28 protein-coding genes are annotated in these 24,062 nt (G+C 42.6%); 26 read left to right on the top strand and 2 right to left on the bottom strand.

Annotation, left to right across the window (positions count from 1 at the left end; translation table 11 throughout):
- The 18 genes from AC0YN4_RS28080 to AC0YN4_RS27995 form a co-directional block, all read left to right on the top strand.
- On the top strand, positions 1-411 hold a 411-nt coding region (locus tag AC0YN4_RS28080), incomplete at its 5' end, for a hypothetical protein (protein ID WP_475837315.1).
- Between the two features lie 431 nt (positions 412-842).
- Positions 843-1,013, top strand: coding sequence for a hypothetical protein (locus AC0YN4_RS28075; protein ID WP_475837314.1), 171 nt, complete (start codon positions 843-845; stop codon positions 1,011-1,013).
- 112 nt (positions 1,014-1,125) lie between these two features.
- Positions 1,126-2,052, top strand: a complete 927-nt coding sequence (locus AC0YN4_RS28070; protein WP_475783879.1) for a hypothetical protein — start codon at positions 1,126-1,128, stop codon at positions 2,050-2,052.
- A gap of 207 nt (positions 2,053-2,259) precedes the next feature.
- The gene (locus AC0YN4_RS28065) at positions 2,260-2,646 is read left to right on the top strand and encodes a hypothetical protein (protein ID WP_475783880.1); all 387 of its coding nucleotides are present in this window, start codon (positions 2,260-2,262) and stop codon (positions 2,644-2,646) included.
- 168 nt (positions 2,647-2,814) lie between these two features.
- The gene (locus AC0YN4_RS28060) at positions 2,815-3,168 is read left to right on the top strand and encodes a hypothetical protein (protein WP_475783881.1); all 354 of its coding nucleotides are present in this window, start codon (positions 2,815-2,817) and stop codon (positions 3,166-3,168) included.
- Positions 3,169-3,382: 214 nt separating this feature from the next.
- The gene (locus AC0YN4_RS28055) at positions 3,383-3,739 is read left to right on the top strand and encodes a TrbC/VirB2 family protein (RefSeq protein WP_475783882.1); all 357 of its coding nucleotides are present in this window, start codon (positions 3,383-3,385) and stop codon (positions 3,737-3,739) included.
- Between the two features lie 75 nt (positions 3,740-3,814).
- On the top strand, positions 3,815-4,120 hold the full coding sequence (locus AC0YN4_RS28050) for a PrgI family mobile element protein (protein ID WP_475783883.1): 306 nt from the start codon (positions 3,815-3,817) through the stop codon (positions 4,118-4,120).
- A gap of 19 nt (positions 4,121-4,139) precedes the next feature.
- Positions 4,140-5,069 (top strand): hypothetical protein, encoded by a 930-nt coding sequence (locus tag AC0YN4_RS28045; RefSeq protein ID WP_475783884.1) that lies wholly within the window; start codon positions 4,140-4,142, stop codon positions 5,067-5,069.
- A complete protein-coding gene (locus AC0YN4_RS28040) occupies positions 4,999-7,005 on the top strand; it encodes a VirB4 family type IV secretion system protein (protein ID WP_475783885.1) in 2,007 nt (668 codons plus the stop codon). Before AC0YN4_RS28045 ends, AC0YN4_RS28040 begins: the two co-directional genes overlap by 71 nt.
- A gap of 71 nt (positions 7,006-7,076) precedes the next feature.
- Positions 7,077-9,212 (top strand): hypothetical protein, encoded by a 2,136-nt coding sequence (locus tag AC0YN4_RS28035; protein ID WP_475837313.1) that lies wholly within the window; start codon positions 7,077-7,079, stop codon positions 9,210-9,212.
- Between the two features lie 163 nt (positions 9,213-9,375).
- On the top strand, positions 9,376-10,773 hold the full coding sequence (locus AC0YN4_RS28030; RefSeq protein WP_475783887.1) for a M23 family metallopeptidase: 1,398 nt from the start codon (positions 9,376-9,378) through the stop codon (positions 10,771-10,773).
- Positions 10,774-10,776: 3 nt separating this feature from the next.
- Complete coding sequence (locus AC0YN4_RS28025) at positions 10,777-11,271, top strand: hypothetical protein (RefSeq protein ID WP_475783888.1); 495 nt, start codon at positions 10,777-10,779, stop codon at positions 11,269-11,271.
- Between the two features lie 464 nt (positions 11,272-11,735).
- Positions 11,736-12,506 carry a hypothetical protein gene (locus AC0YN4_RS28020; RefSeq protein ID WP_475783889.1) on the top strand — a complete coding sequence of 257 codons (771 nt, stop codon included), beginning with the start codon at positions 11,736-11,738 and terminating at the stop codon, positions 12,504-12,506.
- A gap of 518 nt (positions 12,507-13,024) precedes the next feature.
- Complete coding sequence (locus AC0YN4_RS28015; protein ID WP_475783890.1) at positions 13,025-13,480, top strand: AbrB/MazE/SpoVT family DNA-binding domain-containing protein; 456 nt, start codon at positions 13,025-13,027, stop codon at positions 13,478-13,480.
- Positions 13,477-14,124, top strand: a complete 648-nt coding sequence (locus AC0YN4_RS28010) for a hypothetical protein (protein WP_475783891.1) — start codon at positions 13,477-13,479, stop codon at positions 14,122-14,124. Before AC0YN4_RS28015 ends, AC0YN4_RS28010 begins: the two co-directional genes overlap by 4 nt.
- Positions 14,111-14,689 carry a hypothetical protein gene (locus AC0YN4_RS28005; RefSeq protein WP_475783892.1) on the top strand — a complete coding sequence of 193 codons (579 nt, stop codon included), beginning with the start codon at positions 14,111-14,113 and terminating at the stop codon, positions 14,687-14,689. The genes AC0YN4_RS28010 and AC0YN4_RS28005 overlap by 14 nt, the downstream gene beginning before the upstream one ends.
- Entirely contained in the window at positions 14,677-14,973 is a 297-nt protein-coding gene (locus tag AC0YN4_RS28000; protein WP_475783893.1) for a hypothetical protein, read from the top strand. The genes AC0YN4_RS28005 and AC0YN4_RS28000 overlap by 13 nt, the downstream gene beginning before the upstream one ends.
- Positions 14,974-15,068: 95 nt before the next feature.
- Positions 15,069-16,025 carry a DNA/RNA non-specific endonuclease gene (locus AC0YN4_RS27995; RefSeq protein WP_475783894.1) on the top strand — a complete coding sequence of 319 codons (957 nt, stop codon included), beginning with the start codon at positions 15,069-15,071 and terminating at the stop codon, positions 16,023-16,025.
- Positions 16,026-16,450: 425 nt separating this feature from the next.
- Here AC0YN4_RS27995 and AC0YN4_RS27990 read toward each other — a convergent pair whose 3' ends face one another.
- Positions 16,451-17,107, bottom strand: coding sequence for a hypothetical protein (locus AC0YN4_RS27990; RefSeq protein ID WP_475783895.1), 657 nt, complete (start codon positions 17,105-17,107; stop codon positions 16,451-16,453).
- A gap of 253 nt (positions 17,108-17,360) precedes the next feature.
- On the opposite strand from AC0YN4_RS27990, the gene AC0YN4_RS27985 reads away from it, so the two are divergent.
- From AC0YN4_RS27985 to AC0YN4_RS27960, 6 genes are all read left to right on the top strand, one after another.
- Positions 17,361-18,179, top strand: a complete 819-nt coding sequence (locus tag AC0YN4_RS27985; protein ID WP_475783896.1) for a hypothetical protein — start codon at positions 17,361-17,363, stop codon at positions 18,177-18,179.
- 1 nt (position 18,180) lies between these two features.
- A complete protein-coding gene (locus AC0YN4_RS27980) occupies positions 18,181-18,375 on the top strand; it encodes a Spo0E family sporulation regulatory protein-aspartic acid phosphatase (RefSeq protein ID WP_475783897.1) in 195 nt (64 codons plus the stop codon).
- 91 nt (positions 18,376-18,466) lie between these two features.
- Positions 18,467-18,799 (top strand): response regulator transcription factor, encoded by a 333-nt coding sequence (locus AC0YN4_RS27975; protein WP_475783898.1) that lies wholly within the window; start codon positions 18,467-18,469, stop codon positions 18,797-18,799.
- 129 nt (positions 18,800-18,928) lie between these two features.
- Positions 18,929-19,309 carry a hypothetical protein gene (locus AC0YN4_RS27970; protein ID WP_475783899.1) on the top strand — a complete coding sequence of 127 codons (381 nt, stop codon included), beginning with the start codon at positions 18,929-18,931 and terminating at the stop codon, positions 19,307-19,309.
- Between the two features lie 470 nt (positions 19,310-19,779).
- On the top strand, positions 19,780-19,992 hold the full coding sequence (locus tag AC0YN4_RS27965) for a small, acid-soluble spore protein, alpha/beta type (RefSeq protein WP_475783900.1): 213 nt from the start codon (positions 19,780-19,782) through the stop codon (positions 19,990-19,992).
- A 361-nt stretch (positions 19,993-20,353) separates the two neighbouring features.
- Positions 20,354-20,785: a hypothetical protein gene (locus tag AC0YN4_RS27960; protein WP_475783901.1), complete on the top strand. Its 432-nt coding sequence runs from the start codon at positions 20,354-20,356 to the stop codon at positions 20,783-20,785.
- Positions 20,786-21,089: 304 nt separating this feature from the next.
- Here AC0YN4_RS27960 and AC0YN4_RS27955 read toward each other — a convergent pair whose 3' ends face one another.
- Complete coding sequence (locus AC0YN4_RS27955) at positions 21,090-21,611, bottom strand: hypothetical protein (RefSeq protein WP_475783902.1); 522 nt, start codon at positions 21,609-21,611, stop codon at positions 21,090-21,092.
- A gap of 678 nt (positions 21,612-22,289) precedes the next feature.
- Here AC0YN4_RS27955 and AC0YN4_RS27950 point away from each other — a divergent pair.
- Together AC0YN4_RS27950 and AC0YN4_RS27945 are read left to right on the top strand one after the other, a co-directional pair.
- Positions 22,290-23,153: a hypothetical protein gene (locus AC0YN4_RS27950; RefSeq protein ID WP_475837312.1), complete on the top strand. Its 864-nt coding sequence runs from the start codon at positions 22,290-22,292 to the stop codon at positions 23,151-23,153.
- 461 nt (positions 23,154-23,614) lie between these two features.
- Positions 23,615-23,854, top strand: a complete 240-nt coding sequence (locus tag AC0YN4_RS27945) for a hypothetical protein (protein WP_475783904.1) — start codon at positions 23,615-23,617, stop codon at positions 23,852-23,854.
- Positions 23,855-24,062: the final 208 nt, after the last annotated feature.

The following is a 24,062-nucleotide window of genomic DNA, read 5'->3' as shown; positions in this document are numbered from 1 at the left end:
GAATTCGATCTAGAATTTGATGAAGAAGGCGAATTCGTTCTGACTCAAGATGACAATTCGTTGGATGGTCAATCGTTGATTTTTGAAGAAGATTCAGATGATGAGGCAAACAATGCTGAGTTTCAACCAGATGGAGTTTCTGCTGGGTCAATAGAACAACCAGCTCCACCAAACCTTCCCTATGAGGTGGCAGCTGTTATTGTCGGTGAAAATCCTACTGATCCTCTAGCAGAAAGCGAGATTGAGAGCGAGGGATCGGAATTACTCGCTGAAGGTCTTGACTGCAATCCAGAGTCCGAAGTGGACGAGTCGGTTGATCAAGAAGAATCTCAAGATTCTCTGCAGCTGCATATTGTTGATCACAGTAATAGAAAACATTACGCAGTGGCAGGACAACTTTCGTTCTTTTAATTAGTCGAATCCCCCTAATTATCTAGGGGGATTCTTTACTTTTTCGACATTGAATGGTAAAATATACCCATACTATTTCATTTTTTGATGCTCCTGCCAAGCGGCTCATGGAGTTATGTGGTTTTGAAGGATCCGTTTATCTGCATTTACGGGAATAGTATGCACATTTCGTGTAAAACACCGCCATTAGGTGCATGTAGGATTAATCCTCAGCATAATAGTGGTTTTTTTATGCCCATTTTTCCAAAACGCCCAGTAGGGAAGAGAGTAAGTCTTCGGACAGAATCCTCTTTTCTACTGGGCGTTTTTTATATAGATTATTACGTTCACGAATGGAGAGAGAGGATATTATGAGCAAAATTCGGTTTTTTCTAGGGGAGTATGTTTCTTTGAGGAATGGCTTGTCGGAATTGGAATCCGACTTTTTGAGTATGGAGCTGAATAAAAATCCGTTTCGTTCGAGCTCCGAATTAAGGATGGCAGCAAAGCGTCATGCTTCTACACAGAAGGTGAAGTGGGCGCTGCAGGATACGATGCTCGCTGCAGGTATTGCGTCCGTCATGTTCGGCGTGGTAGGCATTATCGTCATTCTGATGGTGTAATCGTATGGCGAGCATAGCTTATTGGATCTTAGGCGTCTTAGTCGTAGGGATGGTTATAGGGCTGGTAAACTATGCTTTCACTCCAAGGAGTGAATCGAGTTTTCCGAAGCACATGACTTACCAAGAGTTATTACAGGTAGAGGCAGAAATGGTCATTACCGTTCCTGCTGCACAGTTCAATGTATCTCTTCCAGTGTCTGATAGATTCGATGAAGTGGAAGTATTGGATTCATATGAATCTGTCGCCGTAGAAGTGCAGACCGGCTATTCAGTTTCCGATATTCCTTCGGATATGGAAGGTTCGATCTCTGAGTTATTTGCCGCTTTAGGTTCGACTGTAGTTGAAGATGTACCACAAGTAGATTCTTCGGATAATCCCGCGGAATCTTCTGAAGCACTTGATGTCGATATGGTTATTCCGTATTGGGTATTAGCCGCAGAATTAGAGGCTTCGGAGGAAACATATCCGGACAAAGTAATTAATACGACCGGTACAACTTATGCAACAGGCGATATCATGCCTGTGCATGACTATGAGCTTGCTGGATTTGAAGCTCCCGCTTCCGAAATGGCGGAACATGATGGGTATGATGAGATTGCGCTCATGATGGAGGATCTGGAGGAAGCCATAAGACTCCCCAATGCTTTATCCAGCACGATTAATAAACCCAAAGGGAATGTCATACTATTTCCTGGCGCTATGGATTCCATTAATGTTCCGGATCAGGCGCCATACCATATTCCAAGTGCTGACTACAGGCACATCCGCCGGCTGTATGGGGATCTAGCAGATAGAGTGACAACCACTCCAGCGTTAGGACCAAGATTTGCTGAAGATGTGATGCTAGGTACTGTAGTGGAGGAGTGTGGCATTGTATATCTGGAATTTAGGGGAAGTAAAATTCCTGTTTCCAAAAACGCCAGGTCTTTTAAAGGGGAGACGGTATTTGTGTCCGGGCAATTTGTCTCGGAACAAAATTTCTTAACATCCAGAATTCAACTAGCTCAAGAGGCTGCAAAAGTTCAGCAAGTTATATAAGGATTACGGGGAACCCCGTTTTCCTTACAAGAAATATAGGTCTTTAGAACCTATGTTTCTTGTAAGGAGTGCGGGATTATAGTCCTGATTATCATTATAAGGGGGTGGAAATTGTTATTATATGAAAATTTCATGTTTCATAAAGTTGAAATTTTTGGTAGAATTCAATTTGTCGAAAGTTGAATGAACGTAGCGAAGGAGTGTCATATGTACCAAGGTTATAAGCCAAATGTACCTGTGCCGGCTTCAAATACACAACTTATCTCTCAAATGAAACTTAATATACTTGAAGTTGGGTCTAATTACTTAGGACGAAACAAGCAAGGCCAATTAACCTTCTTTGCGAAAGACGGGTCAATTAGGACTTTCTTCAGACCTGAATACGTTGAGCTGGTAAATGAGTATGATGATTTGCCAGGGGGACTATCACGCAGCGGAATGGTAGAAATGCTGAAAAACCTCGAAGATGCGTTGAAGAAGAGGCCGACTGTTCTCTATGCGGATATCATAGTCGATTATGAAGCAGATGATGATGGTTCACTAGCATATTTGAAATTAAATATTCGCAACCAAGAACATTTCGCTTTTCGCTGAGTTCCGCTATCTACATACTGACTACTTAAATTATGAAGAAAAAATAGAAGAGATGGTGGGATCGTTTGGTTCAATCTAGCCATGTAATCGAAAACTTACAATTAAATTCGCTGCTTCCGGTCTTCATCAAGGGAGTTAACGTAATATCGACTAAGGAGAGTGGCACGAATGTCACAAAATGAGGTATTGTTTCAAGAGATAGAAACGTTGGTCAGAAGTACATATTTCGAGAAAATCTTGTCGAAGCAGTCTGAATGCGTTCTGGAGTTCAAAACTCGTAATGGCCATCTCTCCATGAGATATAACGATGATGTTGAAGTCCTTGTTGGCGGAATGGAAAAGAAGCTTGTTGAAGGAATGGATCCCTCGCAGCTAGATTATTTCTTAGACCTGCTCCATACCGGGTTATCTCGTCATCCTGCAATTAATATTAGTGATGTTGCCATCCATTCAATAACGAAAAAAGGTAAAATTATATATTTCACGCTCAGCGTGAAAGAGCATGTAAAAATGGGCTTTTAATCTCATTAAATTAATAGAAATTCAGCGGCAAGAATTGATAATTCTTGACATTATCGGAGTTATTTCTGATAATAAAGCTATCATCTATATTGAACGAGGTCCACGGAAGCACCGTTGGATTAGGCCCTCTTTTGGCCTAATACCAGCGGTGCTTTTTTTTCGTTCAGTAAGAGATCGATCGAACTACATACATTTCTAGGAGGATGTCGAAAAAATGAAACAAAGTAAAAAGAAACTATTCGCATCGTTAGGGGCCGCCATGCCTCTCATGGTGCTTAGCGCTCAATCTGCATTTGCTGCACCAGACAAATCGATGTATGGGGGCTCTACAGGAAACACGCAACTTGATAACGCTGGGAACACCATTTTGAAGATAGTTGGTGGTGGAGGGGCTACGGTTTTCGCATTGGCTTTCATGTCTATCGGTCTCTTTCTTGCTTTTGGCTCTTTGAACCCCCAAAAGTCCGCTGTACTTTGGAAGGCTTTCTTCGTTTGCGGAGGTGCGGCTTTCATCTTTTTCATGGCATATGCTTTCCCTGGTATCTTCAAGAGCTTGGCGGGAGCGGCCTAATTGCAAGTAAGGTAATTACCAATGAGAAGGGTGGGCTGCCACCCTTCTTTTTAGTAAGGGAGGTTATATACAGCGATGAACGAAATTCTTGTTCCGATTGATATTACACAAGAGGAAAAGTCGATTCTTGCGATCTTCTCGATGCGACAGTTCTTCTTTGTTGCGCCGGCTGCGGTGTTTACGTTCGTTTATTTGATGTGGGGATTTATTCCTTTTGTTAATGGCTTCTCCGGGTTTATTTTTCGCGCGGTGATTTGCCTGTTACTGGACTTATTTGCAGTAGCTTGTGCCTTCCTTAAGATCGAGAAGTATGAACAGTACTTTAATGAGTTCCTGCTTACGCAGATCCGGTTTAAAAAGTCCCAAAAGTTGTACTTTTAAGAAAGGCGGCGTATAAACATTGGACATATTTATGTTCGTTTTGTTTGGCTTCATGGTGCTATTCAGTATATTTATCTTTTTTGCAAAGCAACGACGGGATCGGAATGAGCCGATTTTTGGGTGGCAACGGAAGCAACATCTTCAGGAAACCGGGCAACTCAATAGCGACGGGAAACAGACAAATAAGAATTCCAAGGAGAAGGGAATGGAGTCCCTCAAGGATCTCGTTGGAATTGAAAAAATTGAGTATGGAATCTTCCGAAAGAAACACAACGAATTCTGCGTGGTTGTAGAAGCGGATTCCGTCAATTATGACCTGTTAAGTGATGGCGCTCGACAAGGTATTATCATGGGATATAATTCGTTGTTTAAGGTGATTAAGTTCCCAATACAAATCCTAGGTCAGGCAGTTACCCAGGATTTGCGAAAAGAGGAGTTACGTTTTAAGGCGAATTTAGCGAAAACCAATGAACATGTACGAGACTATAACCAACGTGTAATCAAGCACATTAAGAATAGGTCCGAAGTGGAGTTCCGGGTTACACGCAAAGTGTACTACGTTATTCCTTTTATCCCTCAACCGAGTAAGATGGGAGCCTTATCACCAGAAAAACGTGACGAGATGATCCGATCAAACTTGCAGCAGCGTGCTTGGACGATTATTAGCATGCTGCGTCAGTGTGAAATCGAAGCAAGACTACTGGATAGTTTGAAAGCAATGGAAGTCGTGAAGCGTGCTCTGAACCGTGATCGTATGTTGGCACATCCAATTGATCGTGTTGTCGAGGATGAAAAATTATCTTCCTACGTCACATGGGACTTCACTACAGTACCGGGCTATGAAGATCTGGTGAATGATGTTGAGGAGGTGCGTTCGGTTGTTGAAGACATTCTTGAAAAAGAGGAAGAAAGAGAACGAGAAGACCGATCTGTTGCAGCAGGGAAATAAAGAGGAACGAGAGTTCGAGTATCCAACCCTTGTCGATAACATGCTGAACGATGGCCTGACATTTCACAGGGATCATTTCGTTATACAGACCGGACTTGGCAATCTCAAGTACGCCCGATCCTTTTTTGTAAAACCATCCGGGTATCCGCGGACCGTGCGTATTGGATGGCTGGAGAATCTATTCTCAGGGGATGATGTTGACGTTTCAGTTCATATTGACCCGCTCGATCGAAACGCGGCGATCAAGAAGTTGCAGGATAAAATCGATGAATTTGCGGTAGTCATGTACTCTTCTCAAAAACGACTCGATCAAGCTAAATACGATGATGCCTTCCAAAAGTCTGAAGATACCAAGATCATTCAGCGCGAAATCAAAAATAACATGAATGGATTGTTTTACGTTTCGATTCAGGCGACGGTATATGCCGACGGCTTGGATGAGTTGAATGCGAAATGCGTTGAGATTGAGAATATCGTGGGCGGCGAATCCATCGAGATTCTTAACGCCTTTGGTCGGCAAAGAGATGGTTTTATGTCATGTTTACCTCTCGGTAAAAACTATTTAGCGAAGTCCGACCGCAATCTGGACCAACGCAGCTTGACGGCAATATTCCCACACTCTTCGTCCAAACTGAACCATCAAGGGGGGTTCCCGATAGGGCGTTCGGGCAGAGATTTCGTCTACTATAACAACTTTGACCCGAGCTTGAACAATTATTCTGTGGGCATTTTCGGCGCATCCGGTTCAGGTAAGTCGGTGCTTGTTAAGCAGTTTATTGCTCGCGGATTTGCCGACGGTATTTCTAAAAACGTAATTATCGATGTTGAGCCGGAGTATGTAGAATTAACTAAAGCTCTCGGCGGAGTTGTCGTCCCAATTTATCCTTCGAATGCGGAGTTTGCAAGCCGGATTAACCCGCTAGATATTTATTCTGAGAAAGAAGTCTTTAATAAAGGCACTCCTGAAGAGTACGTTGTCGATAAGGTGAATATCAACGAGAAGGTCAAGGAAGCCATTGAGTTCTTTAAAATCATGAAGCAATCGGTCAACGGCCCTGGAGCGATGCTAGGTGCTGTGGAGTTGGGTGTCCTCAACGATATCCTCTTAGATGCTTATAAAAGCCGCGGAATAACCGAGGATCCGGATTCGATCTACCAGCAGGTTCAGTCGATTGATGATTTTGGAAGGATTACATACGAGAAGAAGTACCTTGAAATGCCAACGATTACTGAAATCCATCATGCACTCAAGGGGTATTTGGACAAAGGATACGCAGAGCTGAAAGAACTCACGATGATTGTTGAGCTCTTTACTGCCGGCCGGGCTTTCGGGATGTTTGATGGACTGACCCATATTGTCTCTGAAGGAAATAATGTATCTTTGGACGAGGCTCCTGTCATCACTTTCGATATAAGCCGTCTATCTCAAAACGGTATTGAGCGTCCACTTGCTATGCACGTGATAACAACTTGGGTTTGGGGACGCTTTATCACGTCAAATCCGAAAGCGAAGAAGCGGGTACTCATCGACGAGGCATGGCAGCAGATCCCATATAAGGCAATGATGGAATGGCTCAAAGTGCTTTCGTTACGCGGCCGGAAGTGGAATACATCTCTCACCCTTGTTTCACAGCGTTATGAGATGTTCGACCGGGACGAAACCGCACGAGATGTCGTTTCTCAATTCGACACGATTTGTTTCCTTCGTCAGGCGGACCAAGACATTGATCCGATCCTTCGTACTTTCCGTCTTTCAGGGGGCGTAGGTGAAATGATTCGGACTTTCTCAACCGGTGAGGTGTTGATGAAAGCCAATAAGCAGATCGTTCACTTCCAAAGTGAACCGACACCGGAAGAATGGGTTTATCTCAATACCAACCAGAATATTCAAGTTGGACGTGTTCGAGCCGAGCGTAAAGATGGTGTTGCGTCTTGAGCATGACCACGAAACAAATCGGTTCGAAGTGGAGAAGACGCTTCGCGCTCTCCTTCCTATTATGTCTCTTGATGATGTTCATATTTAGCGCAGTGGCGTTCGCCGCAGATACGATTGGTAGCGGTGCAACTACAACAACGTTTCAGGATTCTTCTTTTCAGGCTCAGATGGAGAAATCCATGGATGAGGCGAACTTTTTCGAACGAGCAGTAATGAAGATCATCAACGGATTATTCAAACTTTCGGGAATATCCCCGATTCCTGATCTCATATTCGGGAACCCGTACAAGTATTGGGGTGTTACCGATGGCGGGGAGTTGCAGTATGGGCTCTTCTATCAAAAGGAATTGGACCAGATTATATATCCGCTGATAGGTGCATTTGCCTCCGCATACGTAACTTTTGTGGCTCTTTCAATGATGCTCTCCAGCCTTAAACTTGGGGTAAAAGCCCACAGCCCTCAGGCAAGGGCGGATTTTTGGCAAGACCTCCAGATGTGGATTTTTTCCGCACTATTCATGGCTTCGTTTTGGTTTCTATTCAAATCAGTGATTGCTATGAGTGATGCGATAACGGGCACGATTGCAGACACGATGGTATTAAATGGGTTAAAGAGCAATAGTGTTTCCGTAATCGCGGCAGCCAGTACAAATAGTGGTTTTTTCGGACTTGGAGATATCATTATTTTCTTGGGTGAATGGGTATTGACGGTAATGCTCAATTTCATCTATATCTCACGAAAGATCATCATCATCTTCTTAGTGCTGTTGGCACCATTTGCAGCTTACTCGCTCATGTTTGCACGCACTCGGCACTTCTTCGGTACGTGGATAAAAGAATTGCTGGGTAATGTCTTCCTTCCATGTATTCATGGCATGATCATTTATACGTTTGCATCGTTGTCGGCACTGGGAGCGGGAACGTTTTTCAAGCTCGGTATGTTGATTATGTTTATTCCTGCTTCTGGCATTGTTAGCCGCTGGCTGCAGCTAGGGGATAGTACTTCAAAACTTGGTGGTGCCCTCACTATGGCCGGTATGTCCGGAATCGGAGGGGCGATGGTACTCGGCCGAGGGGCTATGCAAATGGCGGGCGGTTTACGTCGCGGCAGCGGAGCAGGAGCAACTGCTGGTAGTGCAGAGAGTTTCGCAGGGTCCGGAGATGACAATAAAATCACGGGGACCACAGGAACCGTTATGGAGTCCGCCGGAAGAAGATCTACAATTGCAGCCAAAGCGATGAATTTCTCTAAAAATACCGCGGCTGTCGTTGGAGGTACTGTCGGTGCGCTTGCCGGCATGGTGGCCGGCCCGGGCGGTGCTGTAGTCGGTGGTATGGTTGGTTCGAAGGTCGGCGGTGGATTGGTTACTGCAGGTAACAACTTCGTATCAGGTGGTTTAGACGCAGGAAAAGCGGTTTTTGGCAGTGATGGTGTGATTAGTTTGGCTAAAAGCGGTGATTGGTCCACCAACCTTGCACAACGTCGTCATGCATTTGGCAATCTTGGTCAGTCACTTGGTTCAATGGTTGGTGGGCAAAGAGGCGGATCTGTCGGTCGCGCAGCAGGGAATGCACTATCTATGGCCACACGTCGTAGAATTCAGACAGAGCAATTTGGTGGTATGACTGCTCAAGATTATGCCGAGAAGTTTCCCGATGCGGATATCTTCTGGAAGGCTGATTCGAAGAACTCTGGTTTCTACATGAATCGTGGCGGAAAAGAATCGCTCATATCTACGCTTGGTGGAGGTGTCACCGGATTAAACGATCCAGTTTACGTTCCATTCAAGACCCCATCGAGAGGTGCGACTGTTACACGGATGGCTAATGGCTCTTACTCGATGTCAACGCCTAATCCATATGCAAGCGAAGCTGGCCAAGGGATGACCACTATGACGGCTGGGTTCAAGGGTTCGACGGAATCGTTTATTCGTATTGGTGATGCATATTCGATTGATAGCAAGGGACAGCGGTATAGCTTTGGTGGGTTAGATGCTTCTTCGGTTAATGTTGATTCGTATTTCAAGCACAGTGCGCCTGGATTAACAACCGGCAGCGCAGCCGGCAGGGTATTGGACAAGGCTATTGGTACTCCGTCGGTTGAGGAATTCCGCAAGAGGGAAGCATACACTGCCAAATTGGGGCAAATCGCAAAGGATCATCGCATGAAGCCAGCAGAAAACTCCCGCGTTAAAGTACCAATTTAATCCTTATCATAACGCCGAGGAGGCGAAAACAATTTCTGCTCATGAATTAGGGCAGGAGGCGGCCGGGCAAGCGGGTCACTTTGGGAAAAAAGCAGGTGGGAAACTTGCCCGAAAAGCCTCTGGAAAAGTAGCTAAAGCCATTAAGAAGTTAGTTGTTAATCTAGTGAAGAAGTTTATCGCAGCTGCTGTTAAAGCTGTTTTGGGTACGGTAGGAATCCAAGGCATAGTCATCCTCCTGGCTCTTCTGATCTTTTCAGCAATTATAATGTCTATTCCATTTTCGGATTGGGCTCTAAAGGGAGGAGAAAGAACCTCTGAAGAGGCAGCAGCCGATCTACAGTATGAACAGCGATTTAGAGATCTAGCAGAAAAAAGTGTAGAACCCATTGATTTAGAAGAGGCTAGCGATACATGGAAAAGCACGCTCAAGAACATCGTTATGCCAAGTTGGGCAATTCCAGCCTCGTTAGTGCGATACCAGATTTCTCACTCTGATTCTCGGGTTGAACTTCCAGATCAGGATGTCATTTTTGAAAGTCTTAATCCTACTTTCACCTATCAGACAATAACCGATGACATGCAGTATACGAAGCGTGTGACTAGTTGTTACCGAGATGTCCCGGTGAAGGATCAGAATGGAAAAGAATTAAAGGATGCAAACGGGAATCCCATCACAAATAAAGTATACGATCCTACCACGGAGTCCACATCATCTAGTAAAATGCCAGCAAAGCAAATAATATCACGAGTGGATCTACAATTTGGAACTACCGAGATACCGTCCGCAAAGAGGTACTATCCTGACGGAACATTTGAACCCAATGATAAATGGGAGCGCTCTGGTAGCTCAACGAGTGGAAAGTGCACTACAACGACCTATCATCGCTGGGAGAAAACGATGGTTGACGACCGTGGTATACCGGAGACTGGATTCGATGCTAGCAAGTTCAAGGAGTTCCTTCTGTTAAATGGAGTTAAGGATGGAGATTTTGATGAGTTCTTTGAATATTTAAAAGCAGCGGATCCGGACTTCCCTATCGAGTTATATTCTGGTGAGTTCGATGATGGTTCAGGGACAGATGCATACACAAACGCGGATTATACGTTTGATGGAGTGGATGTAGACGGTTGGGTATGGCCAATAGCCATTGAATACCGTGGGATCAACAGCACATTTGGTCCACGTTGGGGTAGGATGCATTACGGGGTAGATCTCGGAGGTCGTGCATGGCCCAATGTACCGATTCTAGCTGCTCGAGATGGACTCGTGATTTGGGCAAGCTCAAAAGGTACTTATGGAAATCTAGTCGTTCTTGCTCATGATGATGGTTTGCAGACTCGATATGCTCACTTAAGTGCTTTTACAGTCAAAGCAGGTGATCGAGTAGAGGCAGGCCAACAGATTGGCAAACAAGGTACTACGGGGCGAGTGACCGGCCCACATCTCCACTTTGAGATTACTATTCCGAATCAAAAGGATCCTATGGCATATTTGACCAAAGCTGTGAAGGTCTTTGATCCCATGATATTTTTGGGAGCAATAAAAGCGGGAGGTGGGTAGATCATGGAGGAATTAGATAAAGTTAGCGCAAATGTCGATAACCTCTTACAAAGTATTGTAGGTTTCATGCAGGAGTCCGGGATCAGCCTCATGGCGCTAATGGCGTTAATCGGTCTCTTGCTCTTTCTTGTTGCAGGTAAAAATCCAATAATCAAGCGCGTTGGCTTTATGATGAGCATTGTTTTTGGACTCTTTATTTTTATTTTTGCATACATGCCATTACTCTATTATTTCTATACGGGGGGAGAGCACGCTCCTGCGGATACTCAGTTGGATGATGTGTATGATAAAACAAATTCTTGGTTGTCTGGCTTTTTTGAAGTGCTAATGATAGTCGGCGTGCCAATTACAGTAACAATCATGATACTTGGCCTTATTGTCCGTGGTCTTGGGGCTAATAACCCTATGTCTAGGAGAAGAGGAGTCGGAATGGTGCTCTTATCTCCGATGATTCTGTTTATGCTGTATATCATTCCGAATATCCTCCAATTCCTGTAATCGCCATCTCATGGGATGCCTGAAAGAAAGAGTATTAGTACGATAGTCGGGCAGGGGTTGAACATGAAAAATTCGCATTATTGCTCTTGGATTGCATTGTTCTCTTTGGCAGCGCTAGCTATATCCGTTTTGATCTATTTATTCTTAGCCGACGTTACAGATTACGATGAACTGTTTACTTATATTATTCTTTTATTGTCTGTATCGAGCATCATAACTTCGATTTGTGGCTACGTAAAGAGTAGAACAATCCTTTCAAGGATAATGTTTTGGATGGTTTTATTAGCATTATTTGTATTTGTGGGAGTTATTGTTTTTCTAGCTTTAGCATTGACTAATACCAAGTTTGAATAATAGAACAGTTGTTGATGCTGCTGTTCAGCGACTCAAATCATCCTGCGTAAAACCAGTTAATATTGGACGATGTTTTTTAATAAATTGTAAGGCAGAAGGAGAGTACCCACTTGAAGAAAGTATTTATATGCACAGCAGCTGAGTGGGAATTTACTCGCTATCATACCATGATCAGCGGTGCGGACCGCGGCTATCAGAGTAAAGCTTTGTATGGTTGTCTCATTGTCATTGCATTACCAATTCTCATGTTCGCCGTATATGGCCTGCTAGCTTTATTGTTATCCGGACAAGCAGAGAAAGGCGCTGGTATTCACTGGATCAAAGACACAGCCATTGTTAGTGGTCTTGCGGGCGGTATGATTATCTTTATCCGAACCTGGCTCCGGTATCGGAAGCTTGCTTCGAATGCGAAATCTGGGGAGCAGATCCATTGGATATGGACAGATGAGCAGGGGATTGCGATTAATCAATTAAATAATTTAGATGAGAAAGCAGTACCTTTCTTCCGCTGGACATCCATTACGCGTTTGTCCTTTGATTTGACGAAAGATCTTACTAGGTATAATTCATCCCATCGGTCGATGAGTGATAAACAAGATATTTTTGACAAAATCACATCGAGACTTCCGGAATTTAATGAAACTGCTACCGATGTTTATGAAGATCGGTTTACGATGATGTTAAATTACGCGCATGCTAGTTTTACTCGTAAAGCGGCGGTCGTGTCGATTCCAAAGTCATGGTTGTATAACGGGAAATTAGCTTCACTAATCACTGAAATCGAACAACGTAGTGGTGTATCGGCCATTGCCTATAACCAAGAAGCTGGTCCGTATTTTTCGAATTGGTCAGCACGGTATAGGGGTCAAGTATCTGAGTGATTAGGTGGTGTACGTAGCGAAGCCGGTCTTCGATTGTGAAACAATTTTCGATTGTGAAACAATTGAATCATGGAAAGATATACCGATTTAAACAAAGTATTTAACGGAAGTTAAAAAATGAATACGACTGAACATTGGGAGTGGTTGTTATGAAGAAAAGTAAATTCGAGATGTGCGATCGAAAGGCTCGTCGCTTGAAGAGACGGAAGGCGCAAGGTAGAGGACCTAAAAAACTGATTGTAATCGATGAGTTTCATTTGATTTATAAAAAGTGAGATACATGTGGGGGGAATGGTATGGGGCGTAAAGTCACACCGTCCTATTGCGATAACAGGGCAGGACATTGGATCTCATTCCAAACCTATCAGGTTGGTCTCTAGAGTGTTTGTCCCGAGAACAGAAAGAGTGGCTTCAAAAATGGCTATTCGATCAGCCACGGAAATGGAATCTATTGACACCTCTCCTTACTTTGCCTTACACTTTGAAGAAAGGTAAGGCAAAGTAAGGAGAGGGTTTTTGTGTTCTATTCAAAGATAACGAGTAAAGGACAGACGACAGTTCCTATGGAGATCCGAAAGCGGTTGGGTCTTCAAGAAGGATCAATCATTAAATATTTGATCAATGATAGTGGCCAAGTGATCATAGAGAAAGATGCAGTAACAACTCTTATGGAAAAGGGGCTGCGTGTTTTTTACTCCATGGCTAATGGGCAGTACTTCGAGGTTTTCCGTGACAAGTCTCGCAGCGAGGTTGATCGTGATTGGTTATTTGATCAGCAGCAGCAGGGGAGAGAACGAAATTTCAAATCAATGGTCATCAGTGAGAATCAGCTCCAATATTTGCGGGATTCCTTAGATCAGGAAGTTCCGATTATGAATCCAGAAGCGGTATTGTTATTTCATTCCTTGGGGCTGCTTACCGATGAAGAATTTGATCTCTTTCATGAGAGGAAAAGGATACGTGATCAACGATGAGTAATCTGGAAGATCGCCGCCAGTTATTTCAGGATATATACGAAAAGCTCATTTTACCTTTTCCTCCGGGAACAGTGGAGTTTAAGAATCAAAGCCAAGCAAGTGCTCACATTCCGGTCCAAGCCTATCGGCATCGGGTTAATATGGCAGCTGGTAATCATGCATCATGGAGACTAACAACGGAACACCCAATAATTCACGAAAATGAAAAGCTGCTTGAGATGCGTGGCGTTTTGCATATTGTCGATGCGAGCTATGAAGGACAGGGGTTTGTTGAATTCGAGCGCGATGAAAAGACAAAGCGCATTAAATACTTCAACGAACGATGTAAGGCTGCCGCCAGCTTGGCGTTTGTTGATGCTTGTGACTGCTTCGAAATGGGTTGGATAGACCTGGGGAGGAAGTGGGCCAACAACCCCGGGACTGGGGTGCCTGAGCGCTCAGGATCTCCAGTAGCTGACCAGAGTAACGCCGACATTGATACGAGGCGTAAGTGCATGTATCCAGGTTGTGATAAATACGTTGATGAAAAACTCTTGAAGATGTACCAATGGAATAACGTTCAATGTGAGACCCATATACCGGGTCACGTAAAGCGGAAGTATCTAAATCGAAAGGAGGATCAAGCGAATGGGCGATCCTAGTAAACGACCGTTGATACCCTCTTGCTCATTGTGTGCCCGCTTCGATTCGTTGAGAGGCGAATGTGGGATAACCGGCGAGAATAAAGAGGTTTTCGATACAGAAAGCGCAATTTCGTGCCAGATAGAAGGTTTATTTCTTCGCTACATCCACGCGCTGCCAAGCAGTTACAATTTTTATGGCCTGGATGAGGAGATACCAGCGGTATTCAAACCGTCGCTTTCCCGAATTCCTCACGATGCGAAGGGGCTTCCATTGGTCGTCAAAACGAATCGTGGCCTTGAACGGGCGATACCCGCCTACGATGGCCTCTCGCTGCGCGTAGACCCGGTTTTTGGTGAGGTGCCAGCTATATACACCTATCAGGGGCAAAGGGAGCTCATTCATCGTCTTGGAGTCCATTTGGCGAAGCGGGTCGCAGATCGTGAAGACGTCCGCCTAGTGGTTCTTCCTGAAGAAGAGGGCGCCGAAGGATATCCTGAGTATATTAATGATTTCATGGAGGAAGAGCGGATTCGTGAATCGGTCAGAAGCCGAGGCAGGGAGAGAGAAAGGTGGGACTGGTGATGGAGAGAGAGTTTGCGATTAACGCAGCTCGATCGGCTATGATCAACGGCTTGCTGGAGGCGTATAAACATCTTCATGAAGCGGCGGTTGAGCGGGAAGAATGGTTTGAAAACCTGAAACTTACCTACAACCTTGTCGATGGTCTTAAGATAGCTGGTGCGATCGATGTCATTTGTGTACGTGGATATGCTTATGATTCTGTGGATCTCGGAAGCGGATTTGAGAGAAGTTCCCATTTTCCGAGAGAGTTGTTAGTTAGGCTTGGATTGAATAAATTCAACTAATGGCGTGTGCTTGAGTGGACTGTAATGAGAAATTAGACTACTGGTTAGTGCAGTTTTAAATGAACAGGTATGAAACTATTATAGGAGAGTCCTAAATGAAAAAGAAAATGAACTATTTAGTCTTACTGTTAATGATCATCTTAATGGTTGGTTGTACCAATGCAGAAAATTTAACTATTACAAATACAGAAGATGCTCAACAAGAAGTAACCACAGTTGATAAAGAACCTGAAGAAACTATTACCGAGGTCATTGAAGAGACAGAAGGAGAAGAAACTACCCAGACGGTTGTTGACGAAACGGTAGCCGAGGAAACACCAGCCCAATCAAATAACGAACTATTCTCAGGATACAAACGTATTGAAGTGGATGGTTGTGATTTGTCTGGGCATCGTGAACCTAATGTCGTTGTGGATGTTGGTTACGGGGACCGTGAATACTGGGCATTTACAAACGAACACGGGCAACTAGTGCGTGTCATTGCTGACGAAATCATTCTACAAGATGACAGTAACGAGTCTGTCTCATCGTCTGGTAGATATTGCTTTGATGAGGCGAAAGTCCCTGGTGTCGAAAGCGATGTATTAGATGAGGGACATGTCATTGCCGATTCTCTCGGAGGGGTATCGAATGCTTATAATATCACCCCTCAAGATAGTACACTCAACCGACATGGTGATCAAGCATATATGGAAGATGCGATACGCAAAGCAGGCGGAGCTAATGATTTCGAAGCAATTATCACATACCCGAATACAGAAACTCAGATTCCTTCAAATTATCAGTATACCTATTCGTTAAAGGGTAACGTAATTGTTGATACATTTGATAATGTGAACCCGGATGAAGTAAACGCATCACTCGGATTAACAGGCAGTGATTCTTCTGATTCAACTAGTTCAGAGGATCTTTCTAGTGTCGATACAAACGGAAACGGAAAGGTAACGATTAAAGAAGCAAAGGCAGCCGGTTATAGTATGCCAATAACGAGTGACCACTGGCTGTACAAATATATGGATGATCGTGATGGTGACGGCATGGTAGGTGAATAAGACTAAAATAAATGAACAAAAGAACAGAACACTTTACTCGTTGGACGATTTATTACAATTTGCAAATGGGTGTCTATTTATGGTGTTCGCTGCAAGTTTCAAAGCTGGTCCCTGCGGGGCGTTCAGAACATCTTATATTCGTTATTGATGAACTTGAAGATAAGTAATTGAGAGATAAGGGTTAATAGGAGTTGGACTCTTATAAAATTGTTTAGTTCAAACAAGAATATACCCTTATAATTTGAGTTAATAGCTCGCATAGAAAGGGTTGTATTAATTGATGTATATCGATAAAGCTTGTGATAGATGTAGAGAATTTGTTGTTGTGAGCTTATTAATTGAAAACCCTCCTACAGTAAATGAGGAGGGCTTAAAGGAATTTAAAATGGAAATGTGTGTTGGTGGGGCGGATGATCCGGTAAACTTCATTCCATTTTTTCTACTCGCTGAGCAAGCTCAAGTAAATTAAGATTCATGTACCACATCTCATTAGAATGAACGGAGTCCCCGTCACCATGATCATCGAGCATCATGATCATTGGGATACTTTTAATCATTATTTCGTCACCGCTACTGAACTTCAAGATCACATCATGATTAACCATGTTATCTTTTTGATTATTAGGTGAGGAGATTATTACTTTGCTGAGAGACTTCTTCTTTGTAATTCTGCTCGCAAAGGCCTCTGACTCTTTAATGATGTTCGCTACCTTTTTACTGTCATAGTCAGAATATGACAGATCCGGGTTAACGAAGCTTGAAGCAATTGTAGGATCACCAAGCTGCAGCTGCGCAAATAGGGACATCAATTGGTAGGCGGATGTAAACTCAGGCTCTCCTAATTCTTCGTCAGTGTTGTACTCGGCCTCTTCCACATATTCTTTAAATTCGGAGTTTCTCAACCATATCGGCGTTCGATAGTTCCCGTTCATCTCGTTGGTCACATCCCACTCCAGTTCGACCTCTATCTTGCCAGTATCCACCGTTGGGACGTTTTTGGGTTTGTCCTTGAAACTAAACGAATACAGTCCAATTAAACCATAAACCAGTACGAAGATAATTAAGGCTTTTTTCAATGTCATTTCAAACACCTCTCTAAAAAAATAAAAACACCAAGTCATAACGACCGGTGCTTCCGACGCCTAAGGCGGGTAATATATACTTTTCCTGTCATTTATTATACCAGAATTGAAGGTAATGTTTAAGCATTTTGCTTCAATGAAGCGGGATTTTATGTTATAGTCAGATTATAGAATTTTTCTACGGAAGTGTGAAGCACGCACGGGCCTTTGGCGCCTTTGCGTGCTCTTTTGCGTTTAAGGAGTTGATTTTCAAATGTTACCCGGAATCACTGAGATTGAAGGGAAGTCCACTACAGAAAAGCATGAAATTCTATCAAAGATGCGATCTCAACATAGTATTGGCGATCTTTGCGAAGCTTGGGGGGTCAGTTTAGGAACATATTACAACTTGATGCGTCGATGGAAAATCGATTTGTATGATGTTCGCCGGCGAAAGAGGAAATTTCAAAATGAAGTTCAGAGCACAGGTGACATCTCTGAACAAAAAGACATTTCCCTTACCAGTTTGTCGATTTTCCTACAGGAGAAAATGGATGGAGAATCCCTTCTTCATTTCCTGCAGGCTATGTGTGAACGCATCGCATCGATAAGTGGGCCGATAAGTGTAAGTATTGCCATTGAATTGTTACCACCACAAAGTAGGGATCCAGAAGATGAAGGGCTGCTGCCTCTAGATATTTTCAGATGTCTTGAGTTGGAAGAAAAGGTTCGTCTCTTAGCTAAGTGGTTAATGCATGGCCATCATAGGGATGCCTTATTACGATCCTGGCAGATTGATATCGTTCGATTTTTCGAATTGTTAGGTGAAATGAAAGTGCCGATGCACAGGGTCTTGGAGGAGAAGCAGTTACTGCATCGAGAGTTGAAGATGCACTCACAGAGATCGAAAGTGGAAGATGATGGGGATGAAGCGAAACCGGGGCGAAGAAGGCTTTATGAGCTTTCTGGGGACTGCTATACTCGCGCATCATTGGAGCGGGACTTGGTGTTCTTATTACGAGTTATCAAGCAAAGCACAGTTGTAGAGTATGGGGTCTATATCCGGATCGAAGAAATAGTAGGGGGACACTAGCATGAGGTGTCAAGACGGGAGAGATGGCAGCTCTGCAGAACAAATTCTCACAGCAGTCGAAAGGTTACGAGCTGAGCTTCATGATTTCTTCAACAAATATGGTGGGTCTTCGCCTTTGGTATTAATGAAATCCCAGGAGCTCGATGAATTGTTGAATCTATATATGGGCGTAGTTCTTGAGGCGAATCAATATTAATATAAGTCACCAACTGTACCAGGAAAAATGATCGCTCCCAGAAGCACTCAAGCCAAAATAAATTAAAATCACCACCTGAAGGAGTTAGTTTATGGAAACGATATTAATACAAAACATTTCTGTTATTGATAATTTCTTCGATGTAGTTAGTCAACGGTATCATCTTACTCCCTGCGAAAGTCAGGTTCTGCGCCAGTTGTCTCTTATAGGATCGAGTAACAAGGAACTGAGTACTACATTGAACGTATCAGAAAAAACCTTGAAGAATCATGTGGCGAACATCCAGCGTAAATTACAAGTTAGGTCTAGTCGTGAATTACAGGCCCTCATTTTTAGAGACACACTTGTTCCAATTTTCCAGATGTTCCAATACGAAAAAAAGAGTGTATTGAATAAATCCAAGTCGGATATGTCAATTAGGTGATATTCATTCATATAGGCGACCGGCCTTTCCAGAAACTATGCTGGATGCCGGTCATTTTTATCTCTTTGACAAGAACGTTTGTTCGTATATAATTAGATCACTAACAATGTCGAAATGAGGTTAGATGCGATGAAAAAAAGTGAAGGTCTCCTAAGGGATAATAATACGTTGATCGGTCAGATAGTTGAGTGTATGACGTTCGGTGATTACCGGCAGTATCTTGAGGCTCATACAGTTGGTGCTCTTATGTTTTTTGTTCGAGGTGGTCATCTGCAGAAAGCGATCATTAAGGAGAATATTGCAGTCGTGGTACGTGAAAGTCTGAAGACGGGACTTTCGGTGTCCGGCAGAAGAAGGCTGGCGATTGAGATTAGGAATACCCTTCGTGGTTATCGGCCGATTGATTATGGACATCTAAACATTATTTACAAAGCGGATTCCAACCGTGAGCTGCTGAGTACGGATATAGAGTACATGAGGGAAGTGCATTACGAGTATGCGGCCCGATAAACCGACTTTCTGCCGCCTCTAATCTTAGTCGCTGAAGGATTATGTTGGAAATTGTCGAATCAATATAATTAACTTACGAATATTTATTAGAAGGGAATGCGTTTAGTGAGTAGGAAAATGATATCTCTTCCGCTTAATCGGCTTAAAAATAATGCTATCTTCATTTCAGTCGTTATCTCAAGCTCACTCACTATTGTTGCCTCTAGACTAGCTGGTCTTGTACTAGGAGAAGTTCTTGCGCTATTTGGGGTAATGTGGAGTGGGATGTTCCTTATTAGCTTTTTCTATATGCTTAGAAATGAAATAGGGAAGAGAAGGCGGCCGGCAACTCGAGGTACAATTAGAAATGAGAACTTTCATGTGGATCGAAGGCGTAAAATAGTGTAGTAAACGGCCTAAAAATCCTCCTGCATATTTTTGGATTGCTTTGGCCAACATAATTTTATCCCATATAGAAGGAGGATTTTAAGTTGGCAAAAAACACCTTGATAGTACCGCAAGCGTCTCAAGCGCTCGACATGCTTAAGTTTGAAGTTGCACAGGAACTTGGAATTCAGCTATCTCCAGATGGGTATAACGGGAACTTAACAACGTACCATGCCGGAAAGATTGGTGGCTCAATTACGCGTCGTTTGATTCAAATCGCAGAACAGAGCTTGGGTGTCAAAGCTGGCGGTAAATAGGTAAGAGGAATAGGCAAGGCGCTCTCATTACAGAGCGCCTTTTTTGATGTTCCGCTAACAACCCAAAAATTACTATGAATTGCTGCTGTTGCTGTCGAAACAACATGGCATTGTTTGATCTGCTATACTTGAGAAAACCGAACAAATTGTTGAACAGCAAATGAAATTCGATTTTTAGTGAGTTAGAAAGGTGCTTCTCATTTCTTCCTTTTGCAGACTATGCAAGTATAAGAATGGCATGTTAATATAACTTGGACAAGGTATCATGTTCCAGCCGTACTCCAATGTGAGTACGGCCTTTTTTATAACGTTGATAGTAACCAATAACAGATATCACACCTTTACTTGGAGGCTATAAATCGTGACGACCATTTCGGTGATACCTGAATTTACATGGACACAAACTGAGAAATTAAAATATGTCATCAATCAGAGTGTTGATCTAGTAGTCACCCAATTAGCCTGCGGCCGTCTTGAACTAACCAGCGAGGCTTCCCTACAGCTCCATCTAGGAATTATTCTTCAACAATTTGGAGACATGTACTGCTTATCAAACAGTGAATCATTCCATGTGGCTCTTGAGGTTCCATTTACATCGTCTTCACCTTTGATGAAAAGTAAGACGAAGAGAGCATTAATTGATCTTGTTGTCACTTATAGAGATATAATGCATCCGGAGCAAACAGTATCTGCAGCAATCGAATTAAAACATTTTCAAGCTAAAAATCAGAGAGAACCAAACAATCGTTATGATGCTTATAGACCTCAAAAACCTCGAAACATATGTAGATGAACAACATGTCGGTTTCGGTTGTTTTGTTCTATTAACTGACCACGATCATTACATCTCTCCCAAGGTGCAATTTATAATAAAGGAGAAATCCTTTCATATCTTACAAGTACACCATATGGCGATCCCATTATGCTGACTCGGAATTATCACTTTCAGTGGACTGAAGCGGGTGACTATTACTTGCTGCTCCAATGGGTTGAATAGTAGAACGGATGTGTTTTGCCGCTGCAAGACCAGCTCCAATACCGGAGCCGGTCTTTTTCTTTTGAGTACGAATGAGCCCTGAACAATAACCAATTTTGAATCAAACAAAATTCTGTGCACGTTGGAATATCTGAAGCATCGTCTCGAAGTCTTCTTTTAACGTTTCTTCATTTATCTGCTTTGGAACGAAGCTAAGTTGCTGTAACTCATGATTCTTTACTTTCAGTTCCTCTTTTAGTTCCCTAATCTGTTTGGCCATGTTTTCAATAAGCATTTGCTGTTTATTAGCCAATTCAACGATTTGATCCGTGAGACTATACTCAAATTCATGATCAATAGAACCCACTTGCTCCTTCACAGTGGCAACAGTAACTTGCTTATTATCCTTTTCTCTTTGGAGTTGATGACGCTCCCGTTTGGCTTGAGTAATTTCGTTCTGGAAGTTTTTTCTAACTTCGGAGTTCCACCTGAATCCACAAGCACTCTCTGTTCTTCCTAATTGGCTGGCTGCTTCAGCAAACCCTGCCAATTGCGTACTCTTGTTTAGTATGTGTTTTATTACAATATTAGCTAGAAGTAAATCTTCATCTGATCTCCAACCATCTTTTCTTACCTCTTGCATAGTATTTCACCGCCTTAAACACGAATTAGTAGCCATTGTTACCTGTTCTATTATATTTATGCAAATTAAGACTATATTCATGTCTAGAATGGAAGGGGGCTTGCCACAAATCAGCCGCAGGAGGCGGAATAAAAACCGTATACTATGTTTACTCATATGGACAAGTTAGTTCAATTTGTCGTAAATTATTATTAAGGCCGAAGATCATGGCATGCAAGGCAATACTACAATGAAACAAATCCAATTAAGAATTCATCTCAGGAAGCACCTGCGATTTGGGAAGACCCATGTCCAGGTGCTTTTTTATATTCCTGGCCAATCCAGCTGTGACTTACACAAAATCGCTAAGAGGAGGCTGCAGGACAACGAATAAGCGTAGAATCTATTGTCCATGCCGGTTTTTTTCATTTCAATATTCGGAGCGCTCTGTTTCTCCTAGGGCATAGGACTGGTCGACATCATGGTAGACATCACTTTGTGTAGAGGAAGATGGAAATGATAGAAACGCTAGTAGACTTAATCAAAATCAGCGCAGTAAGTATTCTATTCTCAAATGGGCTCGGAATTTACTTTTACTTCACCTTACGATTTTCTATACGATCTCGCATACTATACAATCTGTTGTATAGACCAGTTACCATAGCCTGGATTAGCAGCTCATTTTTAATATTCGGATATATGTTACTTAGCTTCCTAGTCTTACGATTCATTGATAAAAGTTTTATTGAAGAAAGCTTTCGGATTGGTACCTATTTTTTATATTTCCTTTTACCTGCATCTCCTCTACTTGCCGTTATGGGAGGGACTGCTACTAGGCTGCGGATCAATGTCGAGTTATCCTATGAGCGCTTTGGCATACTTTCATTTTGGGGAAAGGCTACTCGTAAAATGAAAGGTCGCTGGGATTGGCGTGAGCATGTATCATGCGAACTTATTTCAGTTCTCCGTCCGGTTACAATCGGTCAGGAAATCAAAATAATCAGTCCTTCAGCTAATTCAGGGGCTGACGAGCTATACTTTGCACATGAAATTTCAAAGCGACTTGGTATAAGAGTGAATATCCTGGCCAGTGATATAGCCGTCATGGATCATGAGCCATCATATACAGATGAGTTTGTTAGTTTTCGCTATATACAGCGTGTAGATGGTTTTAAGATACGACAGTATGTGAATACACCGGTTCATGTTATTTGGGATATGAAGGGGTGTTTATGGTACTCATGGAAACGCTCGAAAGTTTTACTGACCCGCTACTACGATCTATTAATCGATGGCGGTGTGTTAGTCATTGATGCTGCAGATTGTTCGTGGTGGAGGCGTATTCTAAATTCATATTTGATTCAATGTATACCATTTATGTTTGATTTTGCTGAAGTATCAACATATAAGAAGATGAAGTATTTATTTGAAGGTAAACATTCCTGGAGTCATCTATTCGCTGTCAAGTTTGCCGGCCATGGACGGTATCGTATAGCTGTGATCCGTAAATGTTCTTACTCTAGTAAGAGTGGCCAGGAAATCCCCATGGCTCACAGTTTTTAGCGGGTTGTAATATCCCTCCGGAGAGTCGATTAATTTCAAAATAACAAGAAGGTTTTACCATTTTTTTTGTCGAATAAGCACGATTACAATCTAACATTAATCCTCCACTACAGTGATGGGCAAAGGAGAAGCCAAGCCTTAACAGAGGGCTTATCCGTTTTTGCAAAGATGGTGTGGTAGAAGAACACGCCGGCGCACTCCAGAAGTTAACGGATGCTTCTTTAGAAATTAGTAGACTATGGAGTGAGAAGAGGGCTTTTAATTCTCTTAATACGAGAAAATTAACTAGGGTAATAGTTGGCAATGGCTCGTATAAATTGTTGCAGTCTAAGACTTTAATATTGTATGAAAAAGTGCTATAATAAGAATTGCAAACGCGCGAACGTATGTTCTTGATTGAGGAGTGATAAATTATTTATATCCTTGATGCTGAGCAGCTTAGACAAAAGACGGTTAGAAAAATGGAAGCAGATTTAGATAATGAAATTGAAGATGCTGTACGAATGTATAAGAAGGGCTATACACTTGTTGAGATTGCACAGAATATGCATTACAATATCGATGAGCTTTTAGATTATCTGAGGATTCATCATTACATTGATGTTGATCCAAAAGATATTGCTGATGCACGTAAATTTGCTGAGTATGAAGATGAAGTAAAAGTCCTGTTGGGGCCTGAAGATGATGAAGATGAAGATTAATTAGAATGTAACAGACTCCGCTTTTAGTGGAGTCTTTTTAGTTAACTATCAATATCAATATTTGATAATAACAGTTAATTCTTTCCTTTATGTCGAAATGTGTAGGACAAAAGGTGGGGAATTCCTCAATCAACTTGCTTTAAATTTATGTACTAAACGTATACATTTATCATTAAATGTGGCATAATATATAGAATTAAAGAGATCG

This window comes from Paenibacillus sp. J22R3 (assembly GCF_056269305.1).
The sequence above is the reverse complement of the archived record's forward strand: the minus strand, read 5'-3'. Positions and strand labels throughout refer to the sequence as shown.

Excerpts from the sequence above, each read along its gene's own strand:
- AC0YN4_RS28055 (WP_475783882.1), top strand. The coding sequence starts at position 3,383 with ATGAAACAAAGTAAAAAGAAACTATTCGCATCGTTAGGGGCCGCCATG.
- AC0YN4_RS27975 (WP_475783898.1), top strand. The coding sequence starts at position 18,467 with ATGGAAACGATATTAATACAAAACATTTCTGTTATTGATAATTTCTTC.
- AC0YN4_RS28005 (WP_475783892.1), top strand. The coding sequence starts at position 14,111 with ATGGGCGATCCTAGTAAACGACCGTTGATACCCTCTTGCTCATTGTGT.
- AC0YN4_RS27990 (WP_475783895.1), bottom strand. The coding sequence starts at position 17,107 with ATGACATTGAAAAAAGCCTTAATTATCTTCGTACTGGTTTATGGTTTA.
- AC0YN4_RS27980 (WP_475783897.1), top strand. The coding sequence starts at position 18,181 with ATGAGGTGTCAAGACGGGAGAGATGGCAGCTCTGCAGAACAAATTCTC.
- AC0YN4_RS28050 (WP_475783883.1), top strand. The coding sequence starts at position 3,815 with ATGAACGAAATTCTTGTTCCGATTGATATTACACAAGAGGAAAAGTCG.
- AC0YN4_RS27970 (WP_475783899.1), top strand. The coding sequence starts at position 18,929 with ATGAAAAAAAGTGAAGGTCTCCTAAGGGATAATAATACGTTGATCGGT.
- AC0YN4_RS27955 (WP_475783902.1), bottom strand. The coding sequence starts at position 21,611 with ATGCAAGAGGTAAGAAAAGATGGTTGGAGATCAGATGAAGATTTACTT.
- AC0YN4_RS28065 (WP_475783880.1), top strand. The coding sequence starts at position 2,260 with ATGTACCAAGGTTATAAGCCAAATGTACCTGTGCCGGCTTCAAATACA.
- AC0YN4_RS27945 (WP_475783904.1), top strand. The coding sequence starts at position 23,615 with ATGGAAGCAGATTTAGATAATGAAATTGAAGATGCTGTACGAATGTAT.
- AC0YN4_RS27995 (WP_475783894.1), top strand. The coding sequence starts at position 15,069 with ATGAAAAAGAAAATGAACTATTTAGTCTTACTGTTAATGATCATCTTA.
- AC0YN4_RS28070 (WP_475783879.1), top strand. The coding sequence starts at position 1,126 with ATGACTTACCAAGAGTTATTACAGGTAGAGGCAGAAATGGTCATTACC.
- AC0YN4_RS28010 (WP_475783891.1), top strand. The coding sequence starts at position 13,477 with ATGAGTAATCTGGAAGATCGCCGCCAGTTATTTCAGGATATATACGAA.
- AC0YN4_RS28075 (WP_475837314.1), top strand. The coding sequence starts at position 843 with ATGGAGCTGAATAAAAATCCGTTTCGTTCGAGCTCCGAATTAAGGATG.
- AC0YN4_RS28060 (WP_475783881.1), top strand. The coding sequence starts at position 2,815 with ATGTCACAAAATGAGGTATTGTTTCAAGAGATAGAAACGTTGGTCAGA.
- AC0YN4_RS27950 (WP_475837312.1), top strand. The coding sequence starts at position 22,290 with ATGTTACTTAGCTTCCTAGTCTTACGATTCATTGATAAAAGTTTTATT.
- AC0YN4_RS28025 (WP_475783888.1), top strand. The coding sequence starts at position 10,777 with ATGGAGGAATTAGATAAAGTTAGCGCAAATGTCGATAACCTCTTACAA.
- AC0YN4_RS27985 (WP_475783896.1), top strand. The coding sequence starts at position 17,361 with ATGTTACCCGGAATCACTGAGATTGAAGGGAAGTCCACTACAGAAAAG.
- AC0YN4_RS28035 (WP_475837313.1), top strand. The coding sequence starts at position 7,077 with ATGATGTTCATATTTAGCGCAGTGGCGTTCGCCGCAGATACGATTGGT.